Below are 26,242 nucleotides of genomic sequence, written 5' to 3'. Positions count from 1 at the left end.
ATGCACGCCGCCACCGAAACTCGCACCGCCACGAAAACCAACGAGGGCAAATACCTCACCGTCCAGCTCGCCGCCGAGGCCTACGGCATCGCCGTGCTGAAGGTCCGCGAGATCATCCGCATGCAGAAAATCACGCCGGTGCCGCAGATGCCGGACTTCGTCAAAGGCGTCATCAACCTCCGCGGCCGCGTCATCCCCGTGATCGACCTCCGCGCCAAGTTCGGCCTCGCCACGGAATTCACCGAGCGCACCTGCATCGTCGTCGTCCAGGTCCGACTCCCCTCCGACGCCCTCGTGCAAATGGGCCTGGTCGTCGATTCCGTCGAGGAAGTCGTCCACGTCCCCGTCACGGAAATCGAACCCACGCCCGAGTTCGGCACCCGCGTCGACACGACCTACCTCCTCGGCATGGCCAAGGTCAAAGGCGAGGTGAAGACCCTCCTCGACATCGACCGCGTCGTCGCTCCGGAAACCATGCAACGCATCGCGACGGCCGCCTGAGGCCGCGGCGATCGCCCGCTTTCTCGCCCGCCAGGGCGAAATTCAGGACAGAGGATCTGACACGATCCAGGGACGGGGCTGCGAGTTTCGGACAGGAGACTCGCAGCCCCAATCCCCGATTGCGCGAAACTCCCGCGCTTTCTGAGGGAGATTCTCCTCGGCACCGGAGCGGAGTTCGCCTAATCCTGAGAGTGACATCGGGCCATTTGAAGATCGCGACGAAAGTATATCTCGGTGCCACCGCAGCCGCGGCCCTGATCGCCTCGGACGCCACCTACGACTATTTCGCCTGGCAGGAGGCCACCCGCTCCGCAGAACTGCATCAACAGGCCGTCGTCGCCGAGAAAACCGCCGCTCGCTCCGCCACCAACGCATTTGCGCACCTGCTCGCCACGCTGCAGACGCCCCCGCCGGCGCTCCCCACCGCGTGGGACGACATCGGCCCCGCCGGACACCAGGCCAGCGATGTGCTGCGACAGGCGCTCGACAAGATCCACACGCTCGAAATCGTGCGCGACGCCAGCGCCGACGACGAGTTGGCGAAGTCCCTCACGCGCCTCACGGAGGCCGGCAACTCGTTCGAGCGCGAGTGGCGCGAATTCGGCGCCATCGCCAAATCCACTCCCGACGTCCGCACCCGCTTCGCACGAAACATCATCGTGCCCCGGATCGAGGACGACATCCTCGCGCCGCTCCGCCAATTCCAGCTGCAACTCGAAATCGGCCGCCTGCGCACCGAGACCGCCCTGCACGCTCAATCCCGCCGCGAGCGCGAGCGCCAGCTCGTCGGCACGGCCTTCCTCGTCGCACTGCTTCTCGGCGGACTCTACGCGGTCAACCGCCACTTCATCCGGCCGCTCCGCCGCATCGAGGACGAGGCCCGTCGCGTCAACCTCGGCGAGCAGCTCAACGTCGGCTTCACCTACACCGGCCACGACGAACTCGGCGCCGTGGCCCGCGCCATCAACGACGCCATCGACACGCTACGCTCGAACGCCTTCTCCCGCACCGAGCTCGAGCGCCTCGTCGCGGAACGCACCGCCGCCCTGAGCGAGCGCGAGAAAGAGCTCCAGGAAAACCGCGCCCAGCTGCAGCGCGCCCTCGACGGTAGCCAGCTCGTCACCTGGGAGTGGAACGTGTTCACCGACGCCGCCGAGATCGGCGGCCTGCTCACACAGATCCTCGGCTACGTCCCCGGCGAAATTCCCTCCACCCGCGCCGCCTGGGAGCGACTCGTGCACCCGGAGGACTTGGAGCGCGCCCACGCCGCCAGCGAGGCCCACGTGCGCGGCGTCACGCCACGCTACGAAGCCGAGATTCGCCTCCGCGACGCCGCCGGCCAGTGGCGCTGGGTCCGCTCCCTCGGCCGCGTCGTCGAACACGACGCCTCCGGCCGCCCCATCCGCATCGCCGGCACGCACGCTGACATCCACGCGCGCAAAACCGCCGAGGAAAAACTCGCCCGCAGCGACGAACAGCTCCGCCTCGCCCTCGCCGCCTCCGGCAGCGCCCTCTGGGACTACGACGCCGATCGGGAGGAAGTCTACCTCGACGAACGCTGGCCCGAGATCGCCGGCGGCGCGCCGGGCGCCCGCCGCGAGTCCCTGCGCCGGCTGCTCGAACTGGTTCCCATCGAGGATCGCCCCGAGGTCCGCCACGCCTACCGCCGCGTCGTGCTCGGGCACACCGATGACTACGTGATTGCCCACCGCGTGCGCCGCGCGGACGGCACGTTCCGCTGGATCCGCAGCCACGGCAAATGCATCGCACGCGACAGCCGCGGCCGCGCGCTGCGCATGATCGGCACGCACACCGACATCACGATCGCCAAGCGCTCCGAGGAAACCACCCGCCGGCAGGCCCAGCTTTACTCGGCGATCAGCGAGACCGCGCTCGACCTGCTCGCCCGTCGCGACTCGGCCGATCTGCTCCAAGCCATCGTCGACCGCGCTGCGACACTGCTCGATTCGGCCCTCGCCGAGATTTCCTTCCTGCACGACGGCAAGCTTTCCGTGCGCGCCTACCGCGGTCCGCTCCCCGACGGCGCACAGGAGCCGATCGGGCGCGAAGCGACGCTGGCCTGGCGCGCCCTCGAAACCCGACAGCCCATCGTCGTCGACGACTACAGCGTGTTGCCCGACGGCCGCCCGCTCTACCGCGCCGCCGGCATGCGCGCCGCTGCGATGTTCCCCATCGTCCACGGCGACCGCGCCATCGGCGTCCTCGGCCTCTGCCGCACCGCGCCCGATCAACCCTTCAATCTCGACGATCTCCAAAAGGGCCAGCTGCTGGCGCAGCTCTCGGCCCTCGTGCTGCGCAATGCAACCATCTACGAGGATGCCGTGCGTGTCGCCGAAGCGAAGACCACCGCGCTACGCGAGAGCGAGTGGCAGCTCCGCGAAGGCCAGCGCATCGCCCGGCTCGGACACTGGGAATACTCCTTCGAAAACGGCAACCGCGTCGAACACTGGTCCGACGAAACCTACCGCATCTTCGGTCTCCCGCCCCAAAGCGCCGTCGTGGACCGCGCCTTCTTCGATTCGCGACTGCATCCCGACGATCTCACCGCCGTCCGCCGCGAGGTGGACGCCGCCTTCACCGAGCGCCGTAAGTTCGCCATGAACTACCGCGTCCTCCGCGCCGACGGAGCGGTGCGCCACATCCACGACGAGGGCGAACCCAAGCTCGACCAGAGCGGCCGCATCGTCGGCATGCAGGGCATCATCCAGGACGTCACGGAACATCGCCTCGCCGAGATCGCCCTGCGCGACAGCGAGGAGAAATTCCGCAGCCTCTTCGACGACGGCCCCGTCCCGATGGTGCTCGTCTCCTATCCCGAGGGAAAAATCGTCGACATCAACGCCGCCGTCACCCGCGATTTCGGCTACGCGCGCGACGACGCCATCGGCCATAACGTGATGGAATCCGGCCTCTGGCCGGACAACGCCATACGCGAGACCTATGTGCGCCGGCTCGCCGCCGAGGGCCGTCTCAGCGACGTCGCCGTGACCCTCAAACACCGCGACGGCCGCGAGCTCGCGCTGGTGATGCACAACCGGCTCGTGCACCTCGCGGGCCGTTCCTACTCCCTCAACTCCTTCCTCGACGTCACACACCTCAAGCGCGCCGAGACCGCCCTGCGCGAGAGCGAGAAGCACTACCGCACCCTCGTCGAGGCCATCACGCAGGGCTACTACGTCGCCAACCGCCGCAGCCAGTTCACCTATTGCAATCCGGCAATCTTCGCCATCGGCGGCTACACCCCGGAGGAGCTGGTCGGCACCTCGTGCTTCCGCCTCATCGCCCCCGAGGCGCGCGAAGATATCGTCCGCCGCTACAAGGGCTGGATCGCCGACCCCGCCTGCAAGACGGTCTCCTGCGAATTTCCGGTGCAGACGAAGGACGGGCGGAAATTCTGGGTCGAACAGACCACCGACTTCGTGCGCGACGACCACGGTGTCGTGCTCGAAGGCCGCAACATGCTGCGCGACATCTCCGAGCGCAAACAGGCCGAAAAGGCGCTGCGCGAGAGCGAGGAGCGCTTCCACGCCGTGTTCGAGGAGAGCCCCATCATGATCCTGCTGCTCTCGTTCCCCGAGGGTCGGCTCATCGAGGCAAACTCCGCCGCCGCGCGCGGCTTCGGCATCCCGAAATCCGAGGCGCTCGGCAAGACCTCCCTCGAACTGATGGCGTGGGTCGATCCCGCGGAGCGCGACCGCTACCTGCAACTGCTCCAGGCCGAGCGCCACGTCACCGGCTTCGAAACGCGCCTGCGCCGCCGCAACGGCGATGTGTTCCCCGTGCTCTTCAGCGGCAGCCTCATCCAGATCGCCGGTCAGCACTACACGCTCAATTCGATCCAGGACATCACGGCCCAACGCCAGGCCGAGGCGCGCCTGCGCCAGTCGCAGAAGATGGAATCGCTCGGCACACTCGCCGGCGGCATCGCCCACGATTTCAACAATCTCCTCACTGGTATGCTCGGTTCGGCCGAGCTCGTGCGCCTCGAGCTGCCAGCCGGCCACGAGTCGATCCGCTGGCTCGACAACATCGCCACCGCCGGCGTCCGCGCCAAACGCCTCGTGCAGCAGATTCTTACCTTCTCCCGGCGCACTGAAGGCGACTACGGCCCCATCGACCTGCCGCACGTCGTCGAGGAGGCGTTGCGCCTGCTCGGCTCTACGTTGCCCCCCATGGTCGAAATCTCCGCGCAGCTCGATCCGCATTGCCCCGCCGTGCGCGGCGACGCCACGCAGCTCCACCAAGTGGTGATGAACCTCTGCACCAACGCCTGGCACGCCCTCCCGCCGACCGGCGGCCGGATCGAGGTGTCCATCGACAGCGTGGAAATCGACGCCGCCCGCCAAGTCGAGCACCCCGACCTCCCGACCGGCCCCGCCGTGCGTCTCACGGTAGTGGACAACGGCAAGGGCATGAGCGCGGATGTGCTACAGCGCATCTTCGACCCCTTCTTCACCACCAAGGAAGCCGGCCGCGGCACCGGACTCGGCCTCGCGGTCGTCCACGGCATCGTCCGCAGCCACGGCGCCGCGATCACGGTGCAAAGCACTCCGGACGTCGGCACGCGCTTCGATATCTACTTCCCGGTCGCCGCTTCCGCCGCAACCGACCTTCCCACTCCGGTTGTCCCCGTCGATTGTCCGCGCGGCCAGGGCCAGCACGTGCTGCTCGTCGACGACGACGCCGGACCGCGCGCCGCCCTCGCCGGCATGCTGGAGTATCTCGGCTATCACGTCGTGATCGCGCGCCACGCGCCCGAGGCGCTGCTCAAATTCTCCACCGCGCCGACCACCTACGACCTCGTGGTCGCCGACTATGCCATGCCCGGCATGACGGGTCTCGATCTCGCCCGCCACCTCCGTCAGGAGCATCCCGGCGTGCCGATCCTGATCGTCTCCGGCCATCTCGAAGCGGAGCAACAGACCGAGAGCTCGCGCCTGCGCATCTCCGCCGTCTTGCCGAAACCGCCGACGCTGGCGGATCTCGCCCGGGCCGTCGCGCTCGCGCTGCGACCCGGCGCCAACGGCTAAGTCGGATCTTCAAAAAGCATTGAGGCTATCTGAAGCCGCACTTTGCCGAAGCGGTCGGCGGCAACCTTGGTCGCACCTTAGCACTACTCCGTTAAGTCTTTGTTTGCGCTCGGGGAACGTAAGTTAGCCCGGCCTCTCCGAGGACGGGTCCCGGGCCCCCGCGCCCGGAGGTCGCGGGCTACCGGGCAAACGCACTTACGAAACGGAGTAGAGCTAGAGCGCTTGCAGAAATCTCGTCGCCACCGGGTTGTCATGGCGAGGAGCGCAGCGACGAAGCAATCCAGCTGCTGTTCAGATGGATCGCCACGGTGCGGTAACGCGCGCCGTGGCGATGACTACGAAAAGAAGCAGCCACACTATTTTTGAAGATGCGCTAACCCCGGAGCCAGGCAGCGGACGCCTTCCTGTCCCGGCAATCGAGTCAGCGCAAAAACGAAAAACGCCGCGGCGCGGGCCGCGGCGTCGTATGCGCAAAGAAATCGAGTTTGGGTCAGGCGCCGGCGAGCGCGGGCTGCTTGCCAAGGCTGCTCTTCGCCTCGTCGACGCTCTCGTGGAAGGTCCAGGTGCGGGTGTCTTCGAAGCCCTTGCACTCGGTCGCGATGACGGAGTTGCCGACGATCGCGAACTGCATGCCGAGATCGCGGCAGGTCTGCATGGCTTGCACGAGCAGCTTGATCACGCCCATGTGGAGCGACTTCAGCTGGTGCACGTCGATGATGACCTTGTTGTGACCGGCATCGACGGCCTCGGCCATCTTCGGCTTCATGTAGGTCGCGACTTCGGCGATCACGGACTGGGAGCTGTTGTCCGAGACCTTCATCATCAGGCAATCGCCCTCGATGGCAAAGTAGCGCTGGGAGGTGTCGAGGTTCATCGCCTTGGCGATCTTGGTCTCGAGTTCGCCGAGATCGATGGGCTTCGTGATCACGGTGGTGAAGCCGACGGTCTGCGCCTGCTGTTGCGGCGCGGTCTCGGTTTTCACGACGAGGCCGAACACGGGCGTGTATTTCGTCTTCACGTTCGTGCGGATCAGGCGGAAAAGCGTGAACGCCGCGTCCTCGGGCAACGAGAGCGAGATCATGATCAGGTCCGGCGGGGACTTCGTGCAGAAGTCGATCGCCTCGCCCTGCGTGCTGACGCCGTGGATCTTCCAGGGCGTATGCTTCAGGCCTTCCTGGATCTGCTGGACGATCGCGGGCTTGTCCTCGACGACGAGGAGCGTGGCCGGATCGAAAATGGAGCGGGCCTTCGCGGGGCCGTCGGAGAGCGGCTTGAGTTCGATGATGCGACCGGCCTTCTCGACGAGGACTTCCTCCTTGAACGGCTTCACGATGTAGTCGCGCACGCCGATTTTGGCGATCTTGAGGACGTTGTCGCGGCCACCTTCGGCGGTGAGCATCATGACGGGGATGCTCTTGAGCTGCGGGTCGGCCTTGAGCTTGGTGAGCATCTCGACGCCGTCCATGACGGGCATCGTGACGTCGAGGAGGATCAGGTCGGGCATTTCCTTTGCCGCCACCGCGAGGCCCTCGACGCCGTTGGCCGCCTCGAGGATTTCGCAGTCATACGGCTTGAACGCTTTCCGCACGATGATGCGGACGGTTTTGGAATCATCGACGGTGAGAACTTTGTTGCGCATGGGTGGAGTCGGAAAACGGTTCAGTTGCCGGTCTTCATCAGAATGTCGGTCACAACCTTGTGGCCGCCGCATTCGAAGGAGTAGATGTAGCGCTGGGCGGAGCTGATCGGCTCCACGCAGAAATTGCTGCCGCGCAGGATCGACGGGATCGTGAGCATGCAGGGATAGCCGGCGTCGCAGAGGCCGTTCTTGAAGGAGCCGACGCTCATGTTGGTGAGCTCGCCGATGGCGTCGTTGACGACTTCGTCGCCGGCTTCGTCGACCTCGGCCTCGCTCATGCCGAGCAGCTGGCAGGTGCAGATCTTCGCGAAATGGACGGGAAGATAGAGATAGATGAGCCCGTTGGCGTCGCCGATGAAACCGACGGTGCCGACGACTTGCGGCGCACAGTTCGCGCCGTCGACCGGGATCGGCGGCCAGCTGGCGTCGCTGCCTTGGGTGGCCGTGGTGACCAGAGCCGAGGACTGGCCCAGCATGGTTTTGAAGACATCGGCGATCGCGCGGGTGATATTCTCGCGGACGAGGGACTCGGAGATTTCCTGGGTGGCGGGCATGGTAATTGGGTGCTCGTGGTCGGGGTCGCGACTCTGCAAGGTTATCGGCCCACCTCCGCGTAGACTTTACGCGAAATTTCGTGGAAGTGCGTGCGTGGGAACGCCGACGGCATGAGGATACATCGGCACAGCCGCTCCCGTCTGAAATCGACGCAGAAAATCGTGGAAACGGCGCTGAACCACGCCTCGGCGCGAGTGGACAAGCTTCAGTGTTCTCGCGAGCGCGCTGCCCGCGAAAGCATCTTCGTCCGCTGGCTCGCCCGGGGCGGCGGCGTCACTCCGCCGCTTCGGCGCCGACCTCGATCGGGTCGCCGGCGTCGCGGTATTCCTGGAGCTTGTTGCGGAGAGTGCGGATGCTGATCCCGAGCAGTTCGGCGGCCTTGGTGCGGTTGCCGCCGGTCTGCTGCAAAGCGGCCTTGATGGCCTGTTTCTCGAGCTCGGCGATGGTGAGCACCTTGCCGTTCGCGTCGGTCGTGGAGACGGCGGAAGATGGCTCGGCACCGTTGGCGCCGGCCGCGGACCGCTGCTCGAAATCGAAGGGCACGCTGGAATTCAGCAAGGCCTCGCCGGAAGAGGTCACGCTGCCGACGAGCGGCAGGCCGAGCGCGGCGGCCGAGACGGAGCGGCCTTCCTCGGTGAGGATCACGGCGCGCTCGATGGTGTTTTGCAGCTCGCGGACGTTGCCGGGCCAGCGGTAGCCGAGCATGGCGCCGCGAGCGGACTCCGAGAAGCCGGCGACCTTGATGCCGAACTTGCGGGCGTAGCGGGCGAGGAAGTGATCGGCCAGCGGCAGGATGTCTTCCGCACGCTCGCGCAGCGGCGGCACGTGGACCGGGAAAACGTTGAGGCGGTAGTAAAGGTCCTGCCGGAACGCGCCTTTCTCGACGTAGCCGATGAGGTCGCGATTCGAAGTGGCGAGGATGCGGACGTTGACCTTGATGGTGCGATTGCCGCCGACGCGCTCGAATTCGCGTTCCTGGAGCACGCGCAGGAGCTTGGCCTGGAGGTTGGCGGGGATTTCGGAGACTTCGTCGAGGAGCAACGTGCCTTGGTTCGCCAACTCGAAGCGGCCTTCGCGACGGTCGGTCGCCCCGGTGAACGCGCCGCGTTCGTGCCCGAAGAATTCGCTCTCGATGAGATTTTCGGAAATCGCGGCGCAGTTGACCTTGATGAAGGGATTCTGGCGGCGCGGGCTGCGGCGGTAGAGTTCGCGCGCGACCATTTCCTTGCCGGTGCCGTTCTCGCCGGTGATGAGCACCGTGGCGTCGGTGGGCGCGACGCGCTCGATGAGCTGACGGAGGCGGAGCATCGTGGGGCTCTTGCCGACGATGGCGCCCTCGTCCTCGCCCTGCTGGTCGCTGAGGAGCTTGTTGACCTGGAGCAACTGGCGGTAGGACTGGCCCTTCTTGATGATGATATCGATCTGCGAGGGCGTGAAGGGCTTCAGCACGTAGTCGAACGCGCCGGCGCGCATGCACGACACGGCGGACTCGATCGAGCCGTAACCCGTAACCATCACGACGAGCGGTCGTTCCGGCAGCGTCGCGAGGCGCTCGAGGAACTGCTGGCCGTCGCCGTCGGGCAGGCGGATGTCGAGCATGACGAGGTCGAAGGACTCCTTGGTCAGCAACGACTCGGCCTGCGCGAGCGTCTCGGCCGTCGCGACGATGAATTTACGGCGCGTGAAGATCTCGGTTTGGAGATTTCGGACGACGGGCTCGTCTTCGACGATGAGGACTTTCTCGAACGACATGGGGTGCGCGAGCGGCGTTAGGCCGCGATCAGTTGGGACCTACACCGCTAGAGAACACCGGAAGACGGTTCAAACCATTCCTGTGTTCAACGGGCCGGCATTTCCGGCCGCATCCATCAGCCGCCGCACGCGCGTCAGCACTTCGGAAGGCGCGTAGGGCTTGGGCAGGTATTCGACGAGGCGGTTGCGCTCGAGCGGAGCGACGCCGCGGCCGGACACGCTGCCGCTGGTGACCAAAACGGGAAGCTCGGGTATCCGGGTGCGGAAGCGCGCGCACACATCGCGGCCGTCGACATCGGGGAGGCGGCAATCGGCCAGCACGAGGAGCACTTCCCCGTGGCGTTCCGCAAAAATCCGCTCCGCGCTCGCGCCGTCCGCACACCAGATGACCCGCAAGGACAGGGACTTCAGCAACGCGGTCAGCATGCTGGCGATGATTTCGTTGTCTTCCAGCAGCAGGACCGCATTGCGACGCGGAGAATCGGCGGGCACCGGAGACAGTGACGAGGAATCACGCATGCGGAAGAGGCATCAGCCAATCGGCCCTAGCCGGGACCGCGAGCTTTCTTTCCATTTATTCCCGAAAAATTTCGCTCAAGTTCCGCGCTAATGTGGCGAATGAGGCGCTTGACTCACTTTGTTCATGCACACTCGCCTGCTTTCCTTCCTGTCCGATTTCGAGCGCGCGCTGGCGGCGGATGATCCCGCGCCTCTCGACGGCACTTGGGAAACCTCCCGCACCGTCAACTATCATCTCGGCCTTGCGCGGCTGAACTTGAGCGTGCGCACGGCGACCGGGCTGATTTCCCGCGGCCAGGTGCTGTTGCAAAGCTACGCGCTCGCCGACGGCACGCCGTGCCTCAAGGCCGCGCTGTCGTGGAACGGCTCCGCGCAGAACGCCACGCACTCCATCTTCTCGAAGCCCGAGGTCAACTGGACCAGCGAAGCCCGCAAGGTCGCCGCCGAATGGATGGCGGTCGCCGTCGAGATCGTTCCTACGGAAGACGCCGCCGCCCCGCTCGCCGCGGCGGTCTGAGCCGTCGCTCCGATTTTTGCCGGTGTTGAGGCCTCCGATGGGAGGCCTTTCTTTTTGGCCCGGCGAGTGGACGCAGAAATAAAAAAGGCCGGCGTAAGCCGGCCCGGTGACGGAGAGAATGTGCGCCGCGTGCGGATCAGGCGGCGGTGTTGAGGCGCGATTCCACCAAGGGTGCACCGCCCGAGTAGACGGGCGCGACGCGCGCGAGCCGGTTGCGTGCCTCGTCGATCCGGCGCAATTCGCCTTGGAGGCGGGCGAGGTGCGAATCGAGCAGCACGGCGTTGCGGCGGCGCTGCGCAACGAGTTCCTCGACGCGCGGCCGCAGCAGCGCGACGGCCGGGTCGACCGCGAGCGCGCAGAGCTTTTCCACCAAGGGGGCGGCGCGCTCGGAGATTTGGACGGCTTCCACCAGATCCAGCGAGCGCAACAACACCGACTCCTGGCTCGCGAGGTCCTCGAGAGCGGAGAGCAGGCGTTGCGCGGTCTGGAGCGGCGTTTCCATCGGTTCAGGCGACGCCGCGCACGTGTTCGGTGGTCGAACTCTCGTGCTTGGCGAGCATCTCGGCCCAGGCGTTGCGCACATCGCCGAGCAGGCGTTCGACCTCGATGATCGGCTCCTGCTGCTTGCGGAGGTTGGCCTCCATCAGGCGGCGCAGGTAGTAGTCGTAGAGGCGGTGCATCTCACGGGCGAACTTGCCGTCGCCGGCGTCGAGATTGAGCGTGCCTTGGAGCTCGGAGATGATCGCCTGCGCCTTGAGGAGCTGGGTGTTGATCACTTCGAAGCGCCGGGGATCCTCGCTGGAGAGCTCGAAGCCGCCGCGGGCGCCGTGGAGAGCGCGCAGCGCGCCATCGTAGAGCATCAACACGAGCTGGCCGGGGCTGGCGGTGAGGACCGCGTTGGAGCGGTAGGTCCGAGCGTAGTCTTGGGCAACCATGGGGAGGCTCAGGACTGGTCTTCGGAAAGATCCGGGGAATTGAGGATCGCCGCTCCGACGTGGCGAAGGATGTCGGCGGACGGGTAGTTCGGATCGGCGGCAAGCTCCTTGGCGCGCGCGACGACGTCGGGGCGAATTTCCGGCTGCGCCTGCAGGGCGGCGCGGAGCGTGGTGGATTGCCCGGCCGAAAAGCTGTCGGCGCCGGGACCGCGAACCACGGGTTTTTGCGGGACCAGCGGCACAGCGTCCGTTCGGGCCGTCCGGTCAGAGGGAGAAGTGGAATGAATCATGGACTCAGCGTTGGTAGGAACGGTCAGCCGCTGATGGCAGGGAACGCCGTTGGTTGATAGGGTCAATATCGTCGGTTCGCGGGGTTTCTTTAGATGTAAACTGGTAAAGTGCGCGTGAAGTCAGCGCGGGGGCAAGGTGCGGAACATCTCGCCGGCCGCGAAGGCCGCGTAGCGGGACGGGCTGAGCAGCGTGGCCGGGCTGAGGTCGACCGGGCTGCGCCCCTGGGCCTCGATGAACGGCTGGCGGCGGGCGCTGTTCGCCACGGCGGGGTCGCTGGCGGAGATCACTTCGTCGAACGTCCAGATGAGGCGGACGTCGCGCGTGGTCGCGAGTTTGCTGCGCAGTCCGAGCGATTGCGGCCGGTAGGGCTGGTAAACGGTCACGTCGGTGAAGAGCACTGCGTCGACCGCGTAGCGTTTCGCCAACTCATCGAGCATGCCGTGCGGCATCGCGGCGGTGGACGAGATTTCCGGCAGACCGAAGAGACGGCGCAATTCGGCGCGGGGCAGCGGCACAACTTCGAAGCGTTGCTGGACCTGGAGCGCCTGCGCCACGGCGGCGTCGAGGGTGACGGCGGTTTCTTCTGGTCCGAGTTCGCCGAGCGCGACGGGCAGCACGAGCACACGGCGCACGTCGGCGGGCATCTGTTTCTCGCCGGCGAAGTTCCGCGGGGCGTAGAAGGGGCCGAAGCGCACGGGATCGTTCAGGTCGGGCGTGATCTCGCAGCCGGCGAGCAGGAACGCGGTGCCGAGGCCGGCGGCGGCGAGGACAAGAAGGTGGCGGAGGGCTTTCATCGTCAGTTGCTGCTGCTCTTGTTGCCGAAGGCGTTGTCGAGCGCGCTGGCCTGGGTCTGGGCGTTCGACTGGGCGTTCTGCATCTGGATGAAGGATTGGGTGAGGCGGTCTTCCTCGGAGGCGAGCTGGGCCTGCAGGCGTTCCAGCTGGGTGTTGAGCTTGTCGTTCGAGTCGCTCAGGCGGCTTTGTTGCGCGCGGTTGGCGGACGTGAGCTTCGTAAGATTGGTGTAGAGTTTGGAGACGAAGCCGGTGCCGGAGGTGAGGAAGTAGGCGCCGACGTCGTCCGGCTTGTCGGTCAGCGCGGTGGCGAGCTTCTCGCTGTCGGCGATCTTGAGCTGGTTGCTGATGCCGTCGAAATCGATGCCGAGATCGTCGAGCTGGTCGATCGTGCCGGAGAGTCCGCTGATCGAGGAGAAGACGAGATCGCGCAGGTTCGTGCCCCACCCTTCCACCTCGCGGTTGCCGGTGAGGACGGAGGTCGCGACCTTCGTGCCGGTGATCGTGATCTTGGTGTCTTCGTCGATCTTGGATTGGACGGCGTTGAAGGCATCGACGAATTTCGTGATGTAGCTCTGCATCGTCGCCACGTCGCTGCCGATGGTGAGCGTCTGTTCGTCCTTCGTGTTGACGGTGACCGACAGGCCGCTGATGCCGTGCACGCTATCGGTGAGGGTGTTGCTCGTGCTGGAGAGGGTTTCGCCGCCGTTGACGGTGAAGAGCGCGTTGGTGCCGCGGGTCAGCGTCGCGCCGGTGCCGCTGGTGAGGCCGAGCGCGGCGAGGATGCCGTTGCTGTCGTCGGTCACGCCGATGCCGATGTCGCCGGTGGAGTTGTTCGAGAGCATCATCCGGTCGTTCGCCGAATCGTAGCTGGCGGTGACGCCGGCGGTCGATTTGTTGATTCGGCTGATGAGGCTCTTGATCGTGTCCGTCGCGGTGTCGTAGGCGATGCTGACGCCGTTGATCGAAAAGGTGCCGGACCCGCTCGGCGTCGTGGCCAAGCCGGCGCTGGCGAGGGACGCGGTGGTTTTCACCGTGCCGAGTTTGCCGGAGCTGGAGACGCTGGAGGCGCCGTTGTTGGCCAGTTTGAAAACGGAGAAGAAGTTGCTGGTATCGTTGGCCGCGCCCAACACGACGGTCGACGAACCGGAAAGCGTGACCTTGTCGGTGGATGAGTCGTAGCTCGCGGTGACGGTGCCGCCGGTGGCAGTGGAGATGGCGTTGAAAACGTCGTCGAGGGAATCGGTGGTGGCGACGGTGACTTGTTTGCCGTTGACCGTGAAGGTGCCGGCGGTGACGGCGGTCGCGGTGCGGAGGTTGGCCACGGTGAGGCCGGTGACGTCGTTGGTCGCCGCGAGGGAGGAGCCGATGTTATCGGCGCCGGCGAGGCGCGCCTGGGTGGCGAGTTGCGTGACGTCGAAGGTATAGGAGCCGACGGCGGCGCCATTCGAGGAAGTGGAGGTCCACGTGGTGTTGGTCGACGAAGAGACGGAGCGCAGCGAAAAGACGTTATCGGTGCGGATGGCCTGCACGGACGACTTCAGGCTCTCCATGAGCGTGTTGAGGTCGTTCAGGGCGGTGGTCTTGTCCGTGTTCGCCGCGATCTCCGCCTCGACCGGCTTGATCGTCGCGGTGCGCTGCACGTCCATCAGCTTCGTGACGATTTCCTGCCAGTCGAAAGCGGAGTTCTGCAGGAGGTTCGAGATTTTGATGCCGGCCATGGGAGTGTGTCGCGGGGCCGCCGCGCGAAACGCGCAGACTGCCCCACACCTTCATCGGCCATCCCGGCAAAAAGTTAAATGAATCTGCAGGTCGCAGAAAATTTTTGCCCGGCAAATTTTGACCAGTGAAACGGGTGCCTCCCCGAGTGAAACTGGCGGTGCGGGCCGGTTGATGGAACCGGGGTCGGAAAAATTTTCCTCCGGCGATGCGGCTAAATTTTCCCAACGGCGCGCCGTTACTTCACCTGCCGCGAATCAGAAACCAAGGCCGGTCCGTCCCGGAGCCGCGAATCTGGGGCCGAATGCGACACGGACGTCGCATCTAAAATCAAGGAAGATACCATGTCAGTTGTCATCAACAGCAACTTCGCCGCGACCGTCGCGTCGAACAACCTGGCCGCGTCGAACGATATGCTCCAAAAGAGCCTCAATCGTCTCTCGAGCGGCTCGAAGATCGTTAACCCCGCGGACGACGCCGGCGGCTTGGCCGTGTCGATGAAGTTGTCCGCCGCCGCCAAACGTTCCGGCGCGGCCTCGACCAACATCGCAAACTCGATTTCGTTCCTGCAGTCGCAGGACGGTGTACTCAAGGTGACCGGCAAGGTCCTCGAGCGCCTCGGCGAGCTCCACACGCTCTACCAGGATCCCACCAAGAATTCCGACGACCTCGCGAACTACGACGCCGAGTTCACCGAACTCCAGAGCGAGCTCTCCTCGCTCAGCGACGAGAAGTTCAACAACGTTTCTCTCTTCGGCACCACCTCGCTCAGCGTCCCGGTTTCCGAGGACGGCGGCTCCACCGTGTCCATCAGTGGCAAGGATCTCTCCAGCACCACCAGCGGCATCGGCGAACTGACCGATACGGGCATCACCAGCCTCGGCGACATCACGAACCTGTCGACCATCACCGACGCGATCCAGAACGTCGCGACGATGCGCGCCACCAACGGCGCCGAGCAGAGCCGCCTGTCGTTCGCCGGCGAGGTGCTCATGGTCAACAAGGCCAATCTCGAAGCCGCCAACAGCCGGATCATCGACGTCGATGTCGCCAGCGAGTCCACTCAACTCGCCCGCTACAACATCCTCGTGCAGTCCGGCACGGCCATGCTGTCGCAGGCGAACCAGAGCGCGCAGATCGCGCTCAAGCTCCTGGGTTGATCCGGAGCGGTTAGGTAGTCCGCGGCGGTCGGCCTAGTCCCCCGACCCCGCGTTGTCAGAGCGGTTGTCTATATGTCTTTCCCACCGGCGGGCCCGTGCCGCCGTGTTCTTTGAATTTGAAGCTCATGCCTCAAACGGCGCGACCGGGCGCCGCATATCCCGGCCCGTGGCGACGACGGAATGTCGCAATGATCAAGGATAGATACCATGTCAGTCGTGATTAATACCAACTACGCGGCGACGGTTGCCTCAAACAACCTGGCCGCTTCGAACTCTAGCTTGCAGAAGAGCCTCAACCGGCTCTCCAGCGGTTCGAAAATCGTCAATCCCTCCGATGATGCCGGCGGTCTCGCCGTGTCGATGAAGTTCTCCGCTGCCGCCAAGCGTTCCGCCGCGGCCGCGACCAACATCGGCAATGCCGTCTCGTTCCTGCAAACCCAGGACGGCGTGCTCAAAGTCGCCGGCAAGGTCCTCGATCGTATGAGCGAACTGCATACGCTCTACCAGGACCCGACCAAGAACAGCGACGACCTCGCGAACTACGACGCCGAGTTCACCGAGCTCCAGAGCGAGCTCGATTCTCTCGGCGACGAGAAGTTCAACGATGTCAGCCTGTTCGGCTCCACCGCCCTGTCGGTGAAGGTCTCCGAGGATGCCTCGCAGACCGTCTCCCTCAGCGGCAAGGACCTGTCCAGCACGTCCGCTGGCGTCGGCGCCCTGACAGATACGGGTGTCACCAGTCTCGGTGATATCACGAACCTGTCGACGATCACCGACGCGATCCAAAACGTCGCGACGATGCGCGCCACCAACGGCGCGGAGCAGAGCCGCCTCGGCTTCGCTTCGGAAGTATTGACGGTCAATAAGGCCAACCTGGAGGCAGCCAACAGCCGCATCACCGATGTCGACGTGGCCGAGGAAAGCACGCAACTCGCGCGCTGGAACATCCTCGTCCAATCCGGCACCGCCATGCTCGCCCAGGCCAACCAGAGCTCCCAAGTCGCTCTGCGCCTCATCCAGTAAGTTCCCGGCTTGTTCTAGTGGTTGTTCTGATTCGCCCAACCCCCCGGCCGCTCTCACGAGCGGCCGGGCATGGGCGGCGGAATCCAGACCCACCACCCTCGCCGGTTGGGGCCACAAGCCCTCTCTATCCACAAAATGCCCTCGGAGTTTTCTCCGGGGGCTTTTGCGTTTTCGCCCACGGCTTCCGCGCCCTGGGCGCGACCGATCAGCGATCGCCGCGCGTGCCCGCGTGTATGAATCGCCCGCGAGCGAGACATCCGATCGCCGCACCCAGACGGCGCCGGCGCGCGCAACGCGCCATCGATGGGCGCGCGTTTTTCGTTCGCCGCCGTCGTGTGACCGCGCCCCCCGAAGCGCCGCAGCGTCATTTCTCCGAGTGAAAAATCTGCCGCATCGCTGTTTCTCGATTCGGAAAAAAATTCCGCAACGTGCGGCTAAATTTTCCTCACCGCGCGCCGTTACTTCACCTGCCGCGAATCAGAAACCAAGGCCGGTCCGTCCCGGAGCCGCGAATCTGGGACCGACTGCGACACGGACGTCGCATTCAAAATCAAGGAAGATCCCATGTCAGTTGTCATCAACAGCAACTTCGCCGCGACTGTCGCGTCGAACAACCTGGCCATGTCGAACGATATGCTCCAAAAGAGCCTCAATCGTCTCTCGAGTGGCTCGAAGATCGTTAACCCCGCGGACGACGCCGGCGGCTTGGCCGTGTCGATGAAGTTGTCCGCCGCCGCCAAGCGCTCCGCCGCGGCCAATACCAACATCGCGAACTCGATTTCGTTCCTGCAGTCGCAGGACGGTGTGCTCAAGGTGACCGGCAAGGTCCTCGAGCGCCTCGGCGAGCTCCACACGCTCTACCAGGATCCCACCAAGAATTCCGACGACCTCGCGAACTACGACGCCGAGTTCACCGAACTCCAGAGCGAGCTCACTTCGCTCAGCGACGAGAAGTTCAACAACGTCTCCCTGTTCGGCACTACCGCCCTGAGCGTGCCCGTCTCTGAGGACGGCGGCTCCACCGTGTCCATCAGTGGCAAGGATCTCTCCAGTTCCACCGCCGGCATCGGCGCACTCACGGACACCGCGTCGGTCGCGAGCCTCGGCGACATCTCGAACCTGTCGACCATCACCGATGCGATCCAGAACGTCGCGACGATGCGCGCCACCAACGGCGCCGAGCAAAGCCGCCTCGGCTTCGCCGGCGAGGTGCTCACGGTCAACAAGGCCAACCTCGAAGCCGCCAACAGCCGAATCATCGACGTCGATGTCGCGAGTGAGAGCACTGCCCTCGCCCGCTACAACATCCTCGTGCAGTCCGGCACGGCCATGCTGTCGCAGGCGAACCAGAGCGCGCAGATCGCGCTCAAGCTCCTGGGTTGATCCGGAGCGGTTAGGTAGTCCGCGGCGGTCGGCCTAGTCCCCCGACCCCGCGTTGTCAGAGCGGTTGTCTATATGTCTTTCCCACCGGCGGGCCCGTGCCGCCGTGTTCTTTGAATTTGAAGCTCATGCCTCAAACGGCGCGACCGGGCGCCGCATATCCCGGCCCGTGGCGACGACGGAATGTCGCAAGTGATCAAGGATAGATACCATGTCAGTCGTGATTAATACCAACTACGCGGCGACGGTTGCCTCAAACAACCTGGCCGCTTCGAACTCTAGCTTGCAGAAGAGCCTCAACCGGCTCTCCAGCGGTTCGAAAATCGTCAATCCCTCCGATGATGCCGGCGGTCTCGCCGTGTCGATGAAGTTCTCCGCTGCCGCCAAGCGTTCCGCCGCGGCCGCGACCAACATCGGCAATGCCGTCTCGTTCCTGCAAACCCAGGACGGCGTGCTCAAAGTCGCCGGCAAGGTCCTCGATCGTATGAGCGAACTGCATACGCTCTACCAGGACCCGACCAAGAACAGCGACGACCTCGCGAACTACGACGCCGAGTTCACCGAACTCCAGAGCGAACTCACCTCGCTCAGCGACGAAAAGTTCAACGATGTCAGCCTGTTCGGTTCCACCGGCCTGACGGTGAAGGTCTCCGAGGACGCCTCGCAGACCGTCTCCCTCAGCGGCAAGGACCTCAGCAGCTCGACGTCTGGCGTCGGCGCGCTGACCGACTCCGCGTCGGTCTCGAGCCTCGGCGACATCTCGAACCTGTCTGACATCACCGACGCGATCCAAAACGTCGCGACGATGCGCGCCACCAACGGCGCGGAGCAGAGCCGCCTCGGCTTCGCTTCGGAAGTATTGACGGTCAATAAGGCCAACCTAGAGGCAGCCAACAGCCGCATCACCGATGTCGACGTGGCCGAGGAAAGCACGCAACTCGCGCGCTGGAACATCCTCGTCCAATCCGGCACCGCCATGCTCGCCCAGGCCAACCAGAGCTCCCAAGTCGCTCTGCGCCTCATCCAGTAAGTTCCCGGCTTGTTCTAGTGGTTGTTCTGATTCGCCCAACCCCCCGGCCGCTCTCACGAGCGGCCGGGCATGGGCGGCGGAATCCAGACCCACCACCACACCCGGCGACTGGGGCCCTCAGCCTCTATCCGCAAAAAGACCCCGGAGCTCCTTCTCCGGGGTCTTCTGCGTTTTGAAAATCGATTTGCGTCGCGATCAGCGCAGCGCCGCCAACGCGCGCGACAGCTCCCCCAGCTCATCGAGCAACCCGCTCCAGAAAGTCGCATCGCCCTCCGTCGGCGGCAACAGGTGCGGCATCAGCTTCAGCGCATATGCGCCCAGCGCCCGGCCGATCGTCGCATCGGCCAACCACGGCCGTAGCGCCACCGCCACCGCCGCCGGACCGCCGCTCGCGAGCACGGCCCGCAACTCCGGCAACGCCGCGTCCAAGCGCTCGCCGCAGCGCCGCAATTCCGCCGCCGTCTCCGACCCGGTCGCAGGCGAGACACCGGCATCCTCGAGCGCGGCGAGACGCACGGCTTTGTCCACCGCCGGCGGCATCACCCATTCGTCGGGTCGGATGGCACACGTGTTTTCAAGCCGCGCGCCGCGATCGGTCACATTGCCAACCGTGCCCGCCGGGAATGTCGCCAGCCGCGCGTTCAACGCCCGCCAGTCTCCCAGCGCGTGCGTCGGCACGCTCGGCTCCCAATTGCCCGGCACCTCCGGAAATTCCTGCTCCGCGTCGAAACCCGAACGCGCGTAGATCGTCGCGTCGACCGCCGCGGTGTGCCGCTGACGTCCGCTGAGTGCGAGATCGAGCCCGAACAGGTAAATCGGCGAACAACCCAGCCAGCGCGCGAGCTCCAACGCAGTCACACCGCAATTCTCTGCGACCGCCACCGCCGGCGCCGGGATGCGGCGCTGCGTCGCCCAATCCGTCGTGATTTGACGACTGCTCACGAAACGCAGTTTCTCCGCGTCGACCCGCGCCCGCCACCCCGGCGGACTTACCGCGGCAAGAATCACGCGTCCCGGCAGCTCACCCGATTCCGGCAGACATTTTTCCGGCCGCTTGGCCACGTCGATCGACACCGCGAAATCCGCGCGCACGCCATGCCGCGCCAGCGTGCGCAGCGCCGAATCCGCCGCAAACACCACGCACCCTTCCTGCGCTGCCAACAATCTCGCCGCCGAGACATCGAGCGACGGACCCGCGCCGCACACTGCCGCCGGCAAGCCGGCCAGCGCGCCGCGCCACTGCTCCGGCAACGGTCGCTGCGCGTAGGCGTCGAGATTCGCCAACACGTGTTGCTGCCACCGAAACGCATCCTGCTGCCGCGTCACCCGCGCCCGGTGCTGCTCGCGCAACTCGGCGACGAGCCACTCCAGCAAAGGTTCGAGGCGACGTTGCGCCGCCTCGGTTTCGCCCAAAGCAACGAATACCGACGGCAATCGCCGGGCATCGAGCCGCAGGAAGCGCGGCAAACTCTCGGCCAGACGCGCCGGCGCGGACTCATCCAACGGAATGCGCTGCACCGCCGTCGTCGGCAGTTCCGTCAGTGGGCGCACCAAATCGTCCGTCCCGGCACACCAGAGGATCGCCCGCGCCTGCGTCAACTGCGCAAGCCACTCCGGGCGCATCGGTCCCACGACGATGCCGGTGGTCGCGCCCGGATACTGCCATGTCCGCCCTGCGCCGGCTGTCGCCGTTTCCGTCGCGGCGTTCACGGTGTGCTTGCCAGCGCAGGCACGCCGCTCCGAGCCGCGGCGAGCATCTCATCGAAAATCGCCTCGATACGACTCACCGAGGCCTCGGTCGTGAAGGCGAAGGCGCGCGCCTGTCCGGCGAGTGCGATCTTCTCCGCCACCGCCGGGTTGCGATGCGCCCCGGCCAGCCGCTCCGCGAGCGCACGCGCGTCGCTCGCCGGGAAGAGCAAGCCGGTTTTCCCATGTTCGACGATCTCGCTCGCACCGCCACTGCCGCTCGAGACGACGAGCAGGCCCGCCGCCATCGCCTCGATCTGCGTCTTGCCGAACGGCTCCTCGAACACGCTCGGAAAGACGAGGACGTTGCTGCGGGCGTAGAGCGCGGCGAGTTCCGCCTTGCCGAGGAACCCGGGGAAACTCAGGCGCTCCAGAAACCCGTGCTCCGTCGCGACCGCGCGCATGGAGTCGAGATACTCCGGCCGTGTGGTGTCGCCCGCGAGCGTGCACTCGAAGTCGATGCCTGCGCGCGCGAGGTGAGCCAACGCGTTCACGAGCACATGTGCGCCCTTGTAGGGCATTAACAGACCCGCGTAGGCGATGCGCAGCTTCTTCCGCTGCGGCGTCCACGCACGATAATACTCCGTGAGCGGCGAGCCCGGCGGCACGACCTCGTAGCGCGAGATCGGATAATTCTTCGCGCGAATGCCTTCGTTCACCCAGGCGCTGCAACCGGCGAGGCAGAACAGCGGCCCGCGCGGCGACTGCGCCGGCTCGTAGCCGGGGAACGCATTGCCGAGCCGGTGCAGCACGGGAATGCCGCGATCGAGCGCCGGCTGGATGAAAAAATGTCCCGCCAAGTCTAGATTGCCCGCCATGATCGCGGTCGGACCGAACTCGTCGATCTCGCGCATGATCGTCTGATGGTTCGCGCGCAACATCGCCACGCGCCGATCAGCGTCCGGTTCGAGCGTGACCGCGCCGTCCTTCCAATCACCGACCAGCTTCAGAGTGCGGCTCACGTGCCGCTCGAACTCGGCGTGCTCCGCGGTGGGCTTGCGCGTGAGGTGCGGCATGTCGGCCGTCAACACGCGCACCGTGTGCCCGCGGGCCAGCAGCTCGCGGGAAAACTCCCAGACGGTGCGTCCGTAGCCGCCCATCTCCTGCGGCGGCAGCAAATTCGTGACCACGAGAATGCGATGCGGATTCGGATGCCGCGCGCGCGGCGTCCACCCCGCGCGCTCGCGGTAGGTCTGCACGATCGGCTGCTCGAGCGCGCCGTGCTCCTCGAGTTGGCGGAGCGCGTCCTGCGTCTGCTCCGTGCCGCCGCTGAGCCGATGCGCCTCGGCGATCGCAAGGTAAGCCGCGGGCAATTTGCCCGCATCGATCAACGCGGCACCGAGATCGACGTAAGCGGCGAGATTGTTGCGGTCTTCGGCCACCGCTTCGCGCGGACTCGGCGGAGGCGGCGCGCTTTCTGCGGTTGGCACGCCCAGCTCCTTGGCCGGACGCTCCTCCGCGGCGGCACGCAGCACGTCCAACAGACGCACCAGCGAGACTTCGCGCGAGTAGTGCGCGACCACGCGCGCCCGGAAGCTCGAGCCGAGGCGCGCGGCGAGTTCGCCGTCCTGCGCGAGCCGGAGCATTGCTTCCGCCATGCCGGCGACATCCTTCTCGTCGACCAGAAAGCCGTCCTCACCCTCGCGCACCGCGTCGGGAATGCCAGCGTGCCGCGTCGACACGACGGGCAAGCCGTGGGCGCCGGCCTCGAGCACCGCCAGCGGCAGTCCTTCGCTGTCGCCATTCGCGGCGGTGACGCTGTGCTGCACGAAAACCCGCGCGGCCGCCAGGCGGCGCGACACCTCTTCCCGAGAGCAGACGCCGGCGAAAGTCACCGCGTCGGCGAGGCCGTGTTGCTCCGCCCATTGGCGGCAACCGGCGAGCAGCGCGCCATCGCCGATCATCACGAGGCGCGCCTCCGGCAGCGTGCGATGCACGGCGGCGAACGCCTGCAACGTGAGCTGCGGCGCTTTTTTCTCCACGAAACGTCCGACCGCCACGAAATGCGGCGGCGCTTTCGCCGGCTGAGCAAGTGCGGGCAAATCGACGGCGACGCCGTAGGGCGTGAGCAGCGTGCGCACGGGATCGGCGCCGAGCTGCAGCAGTTGCGCGTGCATGGCGCGCGAGACCGCAAGCACGCTCGCGGCCGATTGGAAGAACTTGCGGTAGCGCGGGAGCCAGCGCCCGAGCAATTCCTGACCGAACGCGTCCACCCCGTGGAAGTGAACCACGAACGGCAGCTTCGCCTGTTCGCACGCTTCGTGGACGAACGCGCCCATCAAACCGGTTTCGACGAGCACGGCCTTCGCACCCGACTGCGCGAGGAAGGCCGCGAGTCCCGCGGAGTAGTCGGCCCAGAGTTCGCCGGTGATCGGGCTCTTCGCGGCGAGCGTCGCCTGGATTTTCTGTTCGGTCGCCGCTGGCAGCACCGACTGGCCGCCGCGTCGAAACCGCGGAAACGGGAATCCATACAGCAACGTCGTCTGCGAGCTGAGCTGGTTGACGTGATCCTCAACGAAGGTCTCCGAGTAGTTGAACTCGTGGGAGCGCACGAGCACGATGGGCAAATCGCCCACGGTGGCATGGCGCGCGGGCGCCGCGGACTGCGCGGCGGGAACGTGCGCCACACCCGTCCAGCCGGTCGCCATCGTGTTGCCGGCCTTCGGATCGGCGGGCAACTGGTCCGTGCGGACGAGTTCCTGATAGAGCGGCCAGAGCTCGCGCGCCATTTTCAGCCGCGCGTCGTGCGTCATCGGCGAGCGCTTGAGCCACAGGCCGATCATCTGCGCGAGGCTGGCGTTCCAGCCGCCGAGCGCCTGTAGTTTCACGTCGGCGAAGCCGGCCTCGGCGAGCAGTTTTTCGAGAGCGAACGGCGTGTAGCGGAAGAAATCCCATGGCGCGTCGTGCAACGGCCAGATGTAGGGCACGGTGAAGAAGAGCACGCCACCGGGCTTCAACACGCGGCGCGCTTCCTTGAGCACGACCCACGGCTCGGGACAGTGTTCGAGCACTTCGGTGAGCATCGCGCTGTCGACTGAAGCATCTTCGAGAGGAATCCGGCGGCCGTCCCAGCGCAGATCGACCTCGGCGCGGTAGATCGCCGAGCCTTCGAGATCGAGACCGATGTAGCGCGTGAGCTTCGGCGCCGCCTGGCGGATGATTTCACGATACGGCATCACGCCGCAGCCGATGTCGAGAAACACGCCGTGGAATTGCGGCGCCGCCTCGCGCACCGCGCGCAGGATCGACGCGCGCGTCCAGTAGAGATCGACGTTGTTGATCTCGAGCGGAGGATTGGTGAAGGGATGCGGAGCGGCGTGGTTCATGGCGGGTTTCGGCAGGCGGCGATCTTCGCGCGCGATGCCTTTCGGATTCGGGCGCACCGGGGGTAGATTGAACTCGGCGGGGATTGCGATCGCGCGGCGTTCGCGCGGCGCCGCGGAAATCAGGCTGTTCAGGAACGCGGCCCAGTTGTCCGCGTTCGCATCGACGGAGAAACGCTGCTCGATCGACGCGCGCGCCGCACGCGAGCAACGCGTCCAGAGTTCGCGATCAGCGATCACACGCTCCGCGATTGCGACGAAATCCGCTCCGCGGTCGCCAACGAAGAAGCCGTTCTCGCTTGAGCGGATGAGTTCTCCCACGCCGCTGCGAATACGAGTGCAGAGCGGCACGAGGCCGCAAGCCATCGCCTCCATCAACGCAATCGGGATGCCCTCATAATCGCTCAGCAGCACGAACGCCTGGCTCGCAAGCAGCACCGCCTGCACCTGCTCGGACGGCAGGTTGCCGAGGAGCTTGATGCGGGAACCGAGCTTCGCCTGCGCGATCAGTTTCTCGACGGCCGGACGGGCCGAGCCGTCGCCGCAAATGACGAACTCCGTCCCGGGATGGCGCCTCAGCACCTCGATCATGGCCCCCACGGTTTCAGAAATCCGCTTCTGCTCCTCGACGAGGCGGCCGACGTAAACGAACCGGAACGGCGTGGCGTGCTCCGCGATCTTCGTCGGCACCGGCGCGCCGTAGGGTGCCTGGATGATTTGCGTCGCACCGCAGTCGATCGCGCGCAGCGCCGCCGCCTGAAACTCCGAAACGACGACTGCGCCGGAAAGATACCGTCCGTTCTGCGCGCCGATGAATTCGTCGACCAAGTCGCGATGGAAGTCATCGTCGGAATGCAGCACGCCGACCGTCGCGATGCCCGCGGCGCGCAAATGCTCGGCCGCGAAGTAGCCTTGGACGTTGAGATTCGGCACGAACACCTCGCACGGGTGCGCCTGCACGTAGCGCAAGATGGTGCGAATCATATCCTCCGTGTGCGCGAACGGAGCCTCGTCGACCGGCACGCCAGTCGCGCGCAATCGCTCGGCGATCGGACACGCACCAGGCCGCGTCATGAACATCAGCACGCGCGGCGAGAAGCCGCGGTCCTTCAACGCCGTCAGGAGGCGTGTCAGCCAGATGTTCGGACCGTTCACTTGTCCGGGGCCGTGGGCGAGGAAAAGCACTTCGTGGACGCGCGCCCGCTCGGCTGTCGACGCGCGGTCCGTGCGCCGCGCCTCCAGCTCGACCAGCACCCGGCTCAGCGTGCGCGCGGCCGCGTCGTCGACCGGGGCGCGATCGAGTCGCGACCTCGTCGCGGCGAGCAGCGAGTCCCAGATTTCCGGCGCATAGGGCGCAAAGGACGCGGAGAGCTCGCGGGCGTGCTTCTCGATCGCGGCCGCGAGCGGCGCGAGCTGGGCGCCGTCCAGTTCGGACAACAGCCCGAGGTAGGTCAGGATGCGGCCGACGTGGATCATGTCGCCGCGATGCTGTGCAGAGATGCCTCCCTTATGCTTGCGATAGGCCGACCAGCGCGCACCGAAATTGTGCACCCCGGCCGCGCCGGTCGCCATCACCTCGATCGGGATGTCGCCGCTCGGCACATGGAAAAACCACAAGGGGAAACGCCAGTTCGCCGGCCGGCGGAGCACCACACTCGCCGTCGGGCACAACGGCGATTCGATCAGCTCGCGAGCGGTGTAGTCGCGCCGCGCGACGTCCATCCGGCACCACGGAAATTCGGCGTAGCCGTGCTTACTGTCCCAGCTCGCACCATTCTCGTAGTAGACGTCCGCGTCGTGGAACGTGAGCGCGCAGCCCGGATTGCGCTCCAGCCACTCCACCTGGCGCGCCAGCTTTGTCGAGTCAGTCCAATAGTCGTCGCCCTCACACCACGCAAGGTAGCGTCCGCGCGCGTGGAACAGCAGGTTGACCAGGTTGAAGCGGCCGGTCGCGATCCCGGCGATCTTCAGGTTGTTGGCCCGCGGAACAAGAAAGAGCCGGATGCGCTCCGGGAAGCGCCGCGCGTAGTCCAGGCAGATCTCGCGCGTGCCATCGCGCGAATCGTCCTCGCCGATACAGATCTCGAAGGGGAAATCGACCTTCTGCGCTAGGATCGAGTCCAGCGCCTGCGCTACGAAGCGCGCGTGGTTGTAGGTCGGCATGATGACCGACACGAGCGGTTCCGCCGGACAGCGGTGCGGGATCTCCTCGACCGGCGCCTTCCGGAATCGCGCCAGAAATTCCTCTAGGTCGAGACGCGCACAGGCGTCGATGCGGCCCGGTGGGACGTTGATCGGCGACGAAGCCAT

At 65.8% G+C, this 26,242-nt stretch carries 18 protein-coding genes; 7 read left to right on the top strand and 11 right to left on the bottom strand.

All coding sequences use genetic code 11. The features are described from left to right. Together KF715_20365 and KF715_20360 are read left to right on the top strand one after the other, a co-directional pair. Positions 1-501, top strand: coding sequence for a purine-binding chemotaxis protein CheW (locus tag KF715_20365; protein MBX3739053.1), 501 nt, complete (start codon positions 1-3; stop codon positions 499-501). Between the two features lie 191 nt (positions 502-692). Next, entirely contained in the window at positions 693-5,552 is a 4,860-nt protein-coding gene (locus tag KF715_20360; GenBank protein ID MBX3739052.1) for a PAS domain S-box protein, read from the top strand. Between the two features lie 490 nt (positions 5,553-6,042). Here KF715_20360 and KF715_20355 read toward each other — a convergent pair whose 3' ends face one another. The 4 genes from KF715_20355 to KF715_20340 all read right to left on the bottom strand — a co-directional run bounded on the left by KF715_20355 (position 6,043) and on the right by KF715_20340 (position 10,017). After that, positions 6,043-7,191 carry a response regulator gene (locus KF715_20355; GenBank protein MBX3739051.1) on the bottom strand — a complete coding sequence of 383 codons (1,149 nt, stop codon included), beginning with the start codon at positions 7,189-7,191 and terminating at the stop codon, positions 6,043-6,045. Positions 7,192-7,211: 20 nt separating this feature from the next. Then, a complete protein-coding gene (locus KF715_20350; GenBank protein ID MBX3739050.1) occupies positions 7,212-7,745 on the bottom strand; it encodes a chemotaxis protein CheX in 534 nt (177 codons plus the stop codon). A gap of 274 nt (positions 7,746-8,019) precedes the next feature. Continuing rightward, positions 8,020-9,498, bottom strand: coding sequence for a sigma-54-dependent Fis family transcriptional regulator (locus KF715_20345; GenBank protein MBX3739049.1), 1,479 nt, complete (start codon positions 9,496-9,498; stop codon positions 8,020-8,022). Positions 9,499-9,567: 69 nt separating this feature from the next. Further along, positions 9,568-10,017: a response regulator gene (locus KF715_20340; GenBank protein MBX3739048.1), complete on the bottom strand. Its 450-nt coding sequence runs from the start codon at positions 10,015-10,017 to the stop codon at positions 9,568-9,570. A gap of 124 nt (positions 10,018-10,141) precedes the next feature. Between KF715_20340 and KF715_20335 the strand changes: the two genes are divergently transcribed. Further along, positions 10,142-10,534 (top strand): hypothetical protein, encoded by a 393-nt coding sequence (locus tag KF715_20335; GenBank protein ID MBX3739047.1) that lies wholly within the window; start codon positions 10,142-10,144, stop codon positions 10,532-10,534. Positions 10,535-10,670: 136 nt separating this feature from the next. On the opposite strand, the gene KF715_20330 is transcribed toward KF715_20335, so the two are convergent. From KF715_20330 to fliD, 5 genes are all read right to left on the bottom strand, one after another. Continuing rightward, the gene (locus KF715_20330; GenBank protein MBX3739046.1) at positions 10,671-11,036 is read right to left on the bottom strand and encodes a hypothetical protein; all 366 of its coding nucleotides are present in this window, start codon (positions 11,034-11,036) and stop codon (positions 10,671-10,673) included. A 4-nt stretch (positions 11,037-11,040) separates the two neighbouring features. Then, positions 11,041-11,469: a flagellar export chaperone FliS gene (fliS, locus tag KF715_20325; protein MBX3739045.1), complete on the bottom strand. Its 429-nt coding sequence runs from the start codon at positions 11,467-11,469 to the stop codon at positions 11,041-11,043. 8 nt (positions 11,470-11,477) lie between these two features. Next, entirely contained in the window at positions 11,478-11,687 is a 210-nt protein-coding gene (locus KF715_20320) for a hypothetical protein (GenBank protein ID MBX3739044.1), read from the bottom strand. A gap of 192 nt (positions 11,688-11,879) precedes the next feature. Then, entirely contained in the window at positions 11,880-12,554 is a 675-nt protein-coding gene (locus KF715_20315) for a hypothetical protein (GenBank protein ID MBX3739043.1), read from the bottom strand. Between the two features lie 2 nt (positions 12,555-12,556). Next, the gene (fliD, locus tag KF715_20310) at positions 12,557-14,272 is read right to left on the bottom strand and encodes a flagellar filament capping protein FliD (protein MBX3739042.1); all 1,716 of its coding nucleotides are present in this window, start codon (positions 14,270-14,272) and stop codon (positions 12,557-12,559) included. A 342-nt stretch (positions 14,273-14,614) separates the two neighbouring features. On the opposite strand from fliD, the gene KF715_20305 reads away from it, so the two are divergent. From KF715_20305 to KF715_20290, 4 genes are all read left to right on the top strand, one after another. After that, positions 14,615-15,430 carry a flagellin gene (locus KF715_20305; protein ID MBX3739041.1) on the top strand — a complete coding sequence of 272 codons (816 nt, stop codon included), beginning with the start codon at positions 14,615-14,617 and terminating at the stop codon, positions 15,428-15,430. A 207-nt stretch (positions 15,431-15,637) separates the two neighbouring features. Then, positions 15,638-16,453, top strand: coding sequence for a flagellin (locus tag KF715_20300; GenBank protein ID MBX3739040.1), 816 nt, complete (start codon positions 15,638-15,640; stop codon positions 16,451-16,453). A 564-nt stretch (positions 16,454-17,017) separates the two neighbouring features. Next, the gene (locus KF715_20295) at positions 17,018-17,836 is read left to right on the top strand and encodes a flagellin (GenBank protein MBX3739039.1); all 819 of its coding nucleotides are present in this window, start codon (positions 17,018-17,020) and stop codon (positions 17,834-17,836) included. Positions 17,837-18,044: 208 nt separating this feature from the next. Beyond that, positions 18,045-18,863, top strand: coding sequence for a flagellin (locus KF715_20290; protein MBX3739038.1), 819 nt, complete (start codon positions 18,045-18,047; stop codon positions 18,861-18,863). Positions 18,864-19,058: 195 nt separating this feature from the next. Here the strand turns inward: KF715_20290 and KF715_20285 are convergent, their stop codons facing one another. Continuing rightward, positions 19,059-20,573 (bottom strand): DUF115 domain-containing protein, encoded by a 1,515-nt coding sequence (locus tag KF715_20285; GenBank protein ID MBX3739037.1) that lies wholly within the window; start codon positions 20,571-20,573, stop codon positions 19,059-19,061. Beyond that, positions 20,570-26,242: a glycosyltransferase gene (locus KF715_20280; protein MBX3739036.1), complete on the bottom strand. Its 5,673-nt coding sequence runs from the start codon at positions 26,240-26,242 to the stop codon at positions 20,570-20,572. Before KF715_20280 ends, KF715_20285 begins: the two co-directional genes overlap by 4 nt.

Origin of the sequence: Candidatus Didemnitutus sp. (assembly GCA_019634575.1) — a bacterium.
Lineage (GTDB): Bacteria > Verrucomicrobiota > Verrucomicrobiia > Opitutales > Opitutaceae > Didemnitutus.
The sequence above is the reverse complement of the archived record's forward strand: the minus strand, read 5'-3'. Positions and strand labels throughout refer to the sequence as shown.

Excerpts from the sequence above, each read along its gene's own strand:
- KF715_20365 (MBX3739053.1), top strand. The coding sequence starts at position 1 with ATGCACGCCGCCACCGAAACTCGCACCGCCACGAAAACCAACGAGGGC.
- KF715_20350 (MBX3739050.1), bottom strand. The coding sequence starts at position 7,745 with ATGCCCGCCACCCAGGAAATCTCCGAGTCCCTCGTCCGCGAGAATATC.
- KF715_20330 (MBX3739046.1), bottom strand. The coding sequence starts at position 11,036 with ATGGAAACGCCGCTCCAGACCGCGCAACGCCTGCTCTCCGCTCTCGAG.
- fliD (MBX3739042.1), bottom strand. The coding sequence starts at position 14,272 with ATGGCCGGCATCAAAATCTCGAACCTCCTGCAGAACTCCGCTTTCGAC.
- KF715_20280 (MBX3739036.1), bottom strand. The coding sequence starts at position 26,242 with ATGGCTTCGTCGCCGATCAACGTCCCACCGGGCCGCATCGACGCCTGT.
- KF715_20345 (MBX3739049.1), bottom strand. The coding sequence starts at position 9,498 with ATGTCGTTCGAGAAAGTCCTCATCGTCGAAGACGAGCCCGTCGTCCGA.
- KF715_20305 (MBX3739041.1), top strand. The coding sequence starts at position 14,615 with ATGTCAGTTGTCATCAACAGCAACTTCGCCGCGACCGTCGCGTCGAAC.
- fliS (MBX3739045.1), bottom strand. The coding sequence starts at position 11,469 with ATGGTTGCCCAAGACTACGCTCGGACCTACCGCTCCAACGCGGTCCTC.
- KF715_20335 (MBX3739047.1), top strand. The coding sequence starts at position 10,142 with ATGCACACTCGCCTGCTTTCCTTCCTGTCCGATTTCGAGCGCGCGCTG.
- KF715_20340 (MBX3739048.1), bottom strand. The coding sequence starts at position 10,017 with ATGCGTGATTCCTCGTCACTGTCTCCGGTGCCCGCCGATTCTCCGCGT.
- KF715_20295 (MBX3739039.1), top strand. The coding sequence starts at position 17,018 with ATGTCAGTTGTCATCAACAGCAACTTCGCCGCGACTGTCGCGTCGAAC.
- KF715_20300 (MBX3739040.1), top strand. The coding sequence starts at position 15,638 with ATGTCAGTCGTGATTAATACCAACTACGCGGCGACGGTTGCCTCAAAC.
- KF715_20290 (MBX3739038.1), top strand. The coding sequence starts at position 18,045 with ATGTCAGTCGTGATTAATACCAACTACGCGGCGACGGTTGCCTCAAAC.
- KF715_20355 (MBX3739051.1), bottom strand. The coding sequence starts at position 7,191 with ATGCGCAACAAAGTTCTCACCGTCGATGATTCCAAAACCGTCCGCATC.
- KF715_20315 (MBX3739043.1), bottom strand. The coding sequence starts at position 12,554 with ATGAAAGCCCTCCGCCACCTTCTTGTCCTCGCCGCCGCCGGCCTCGGC.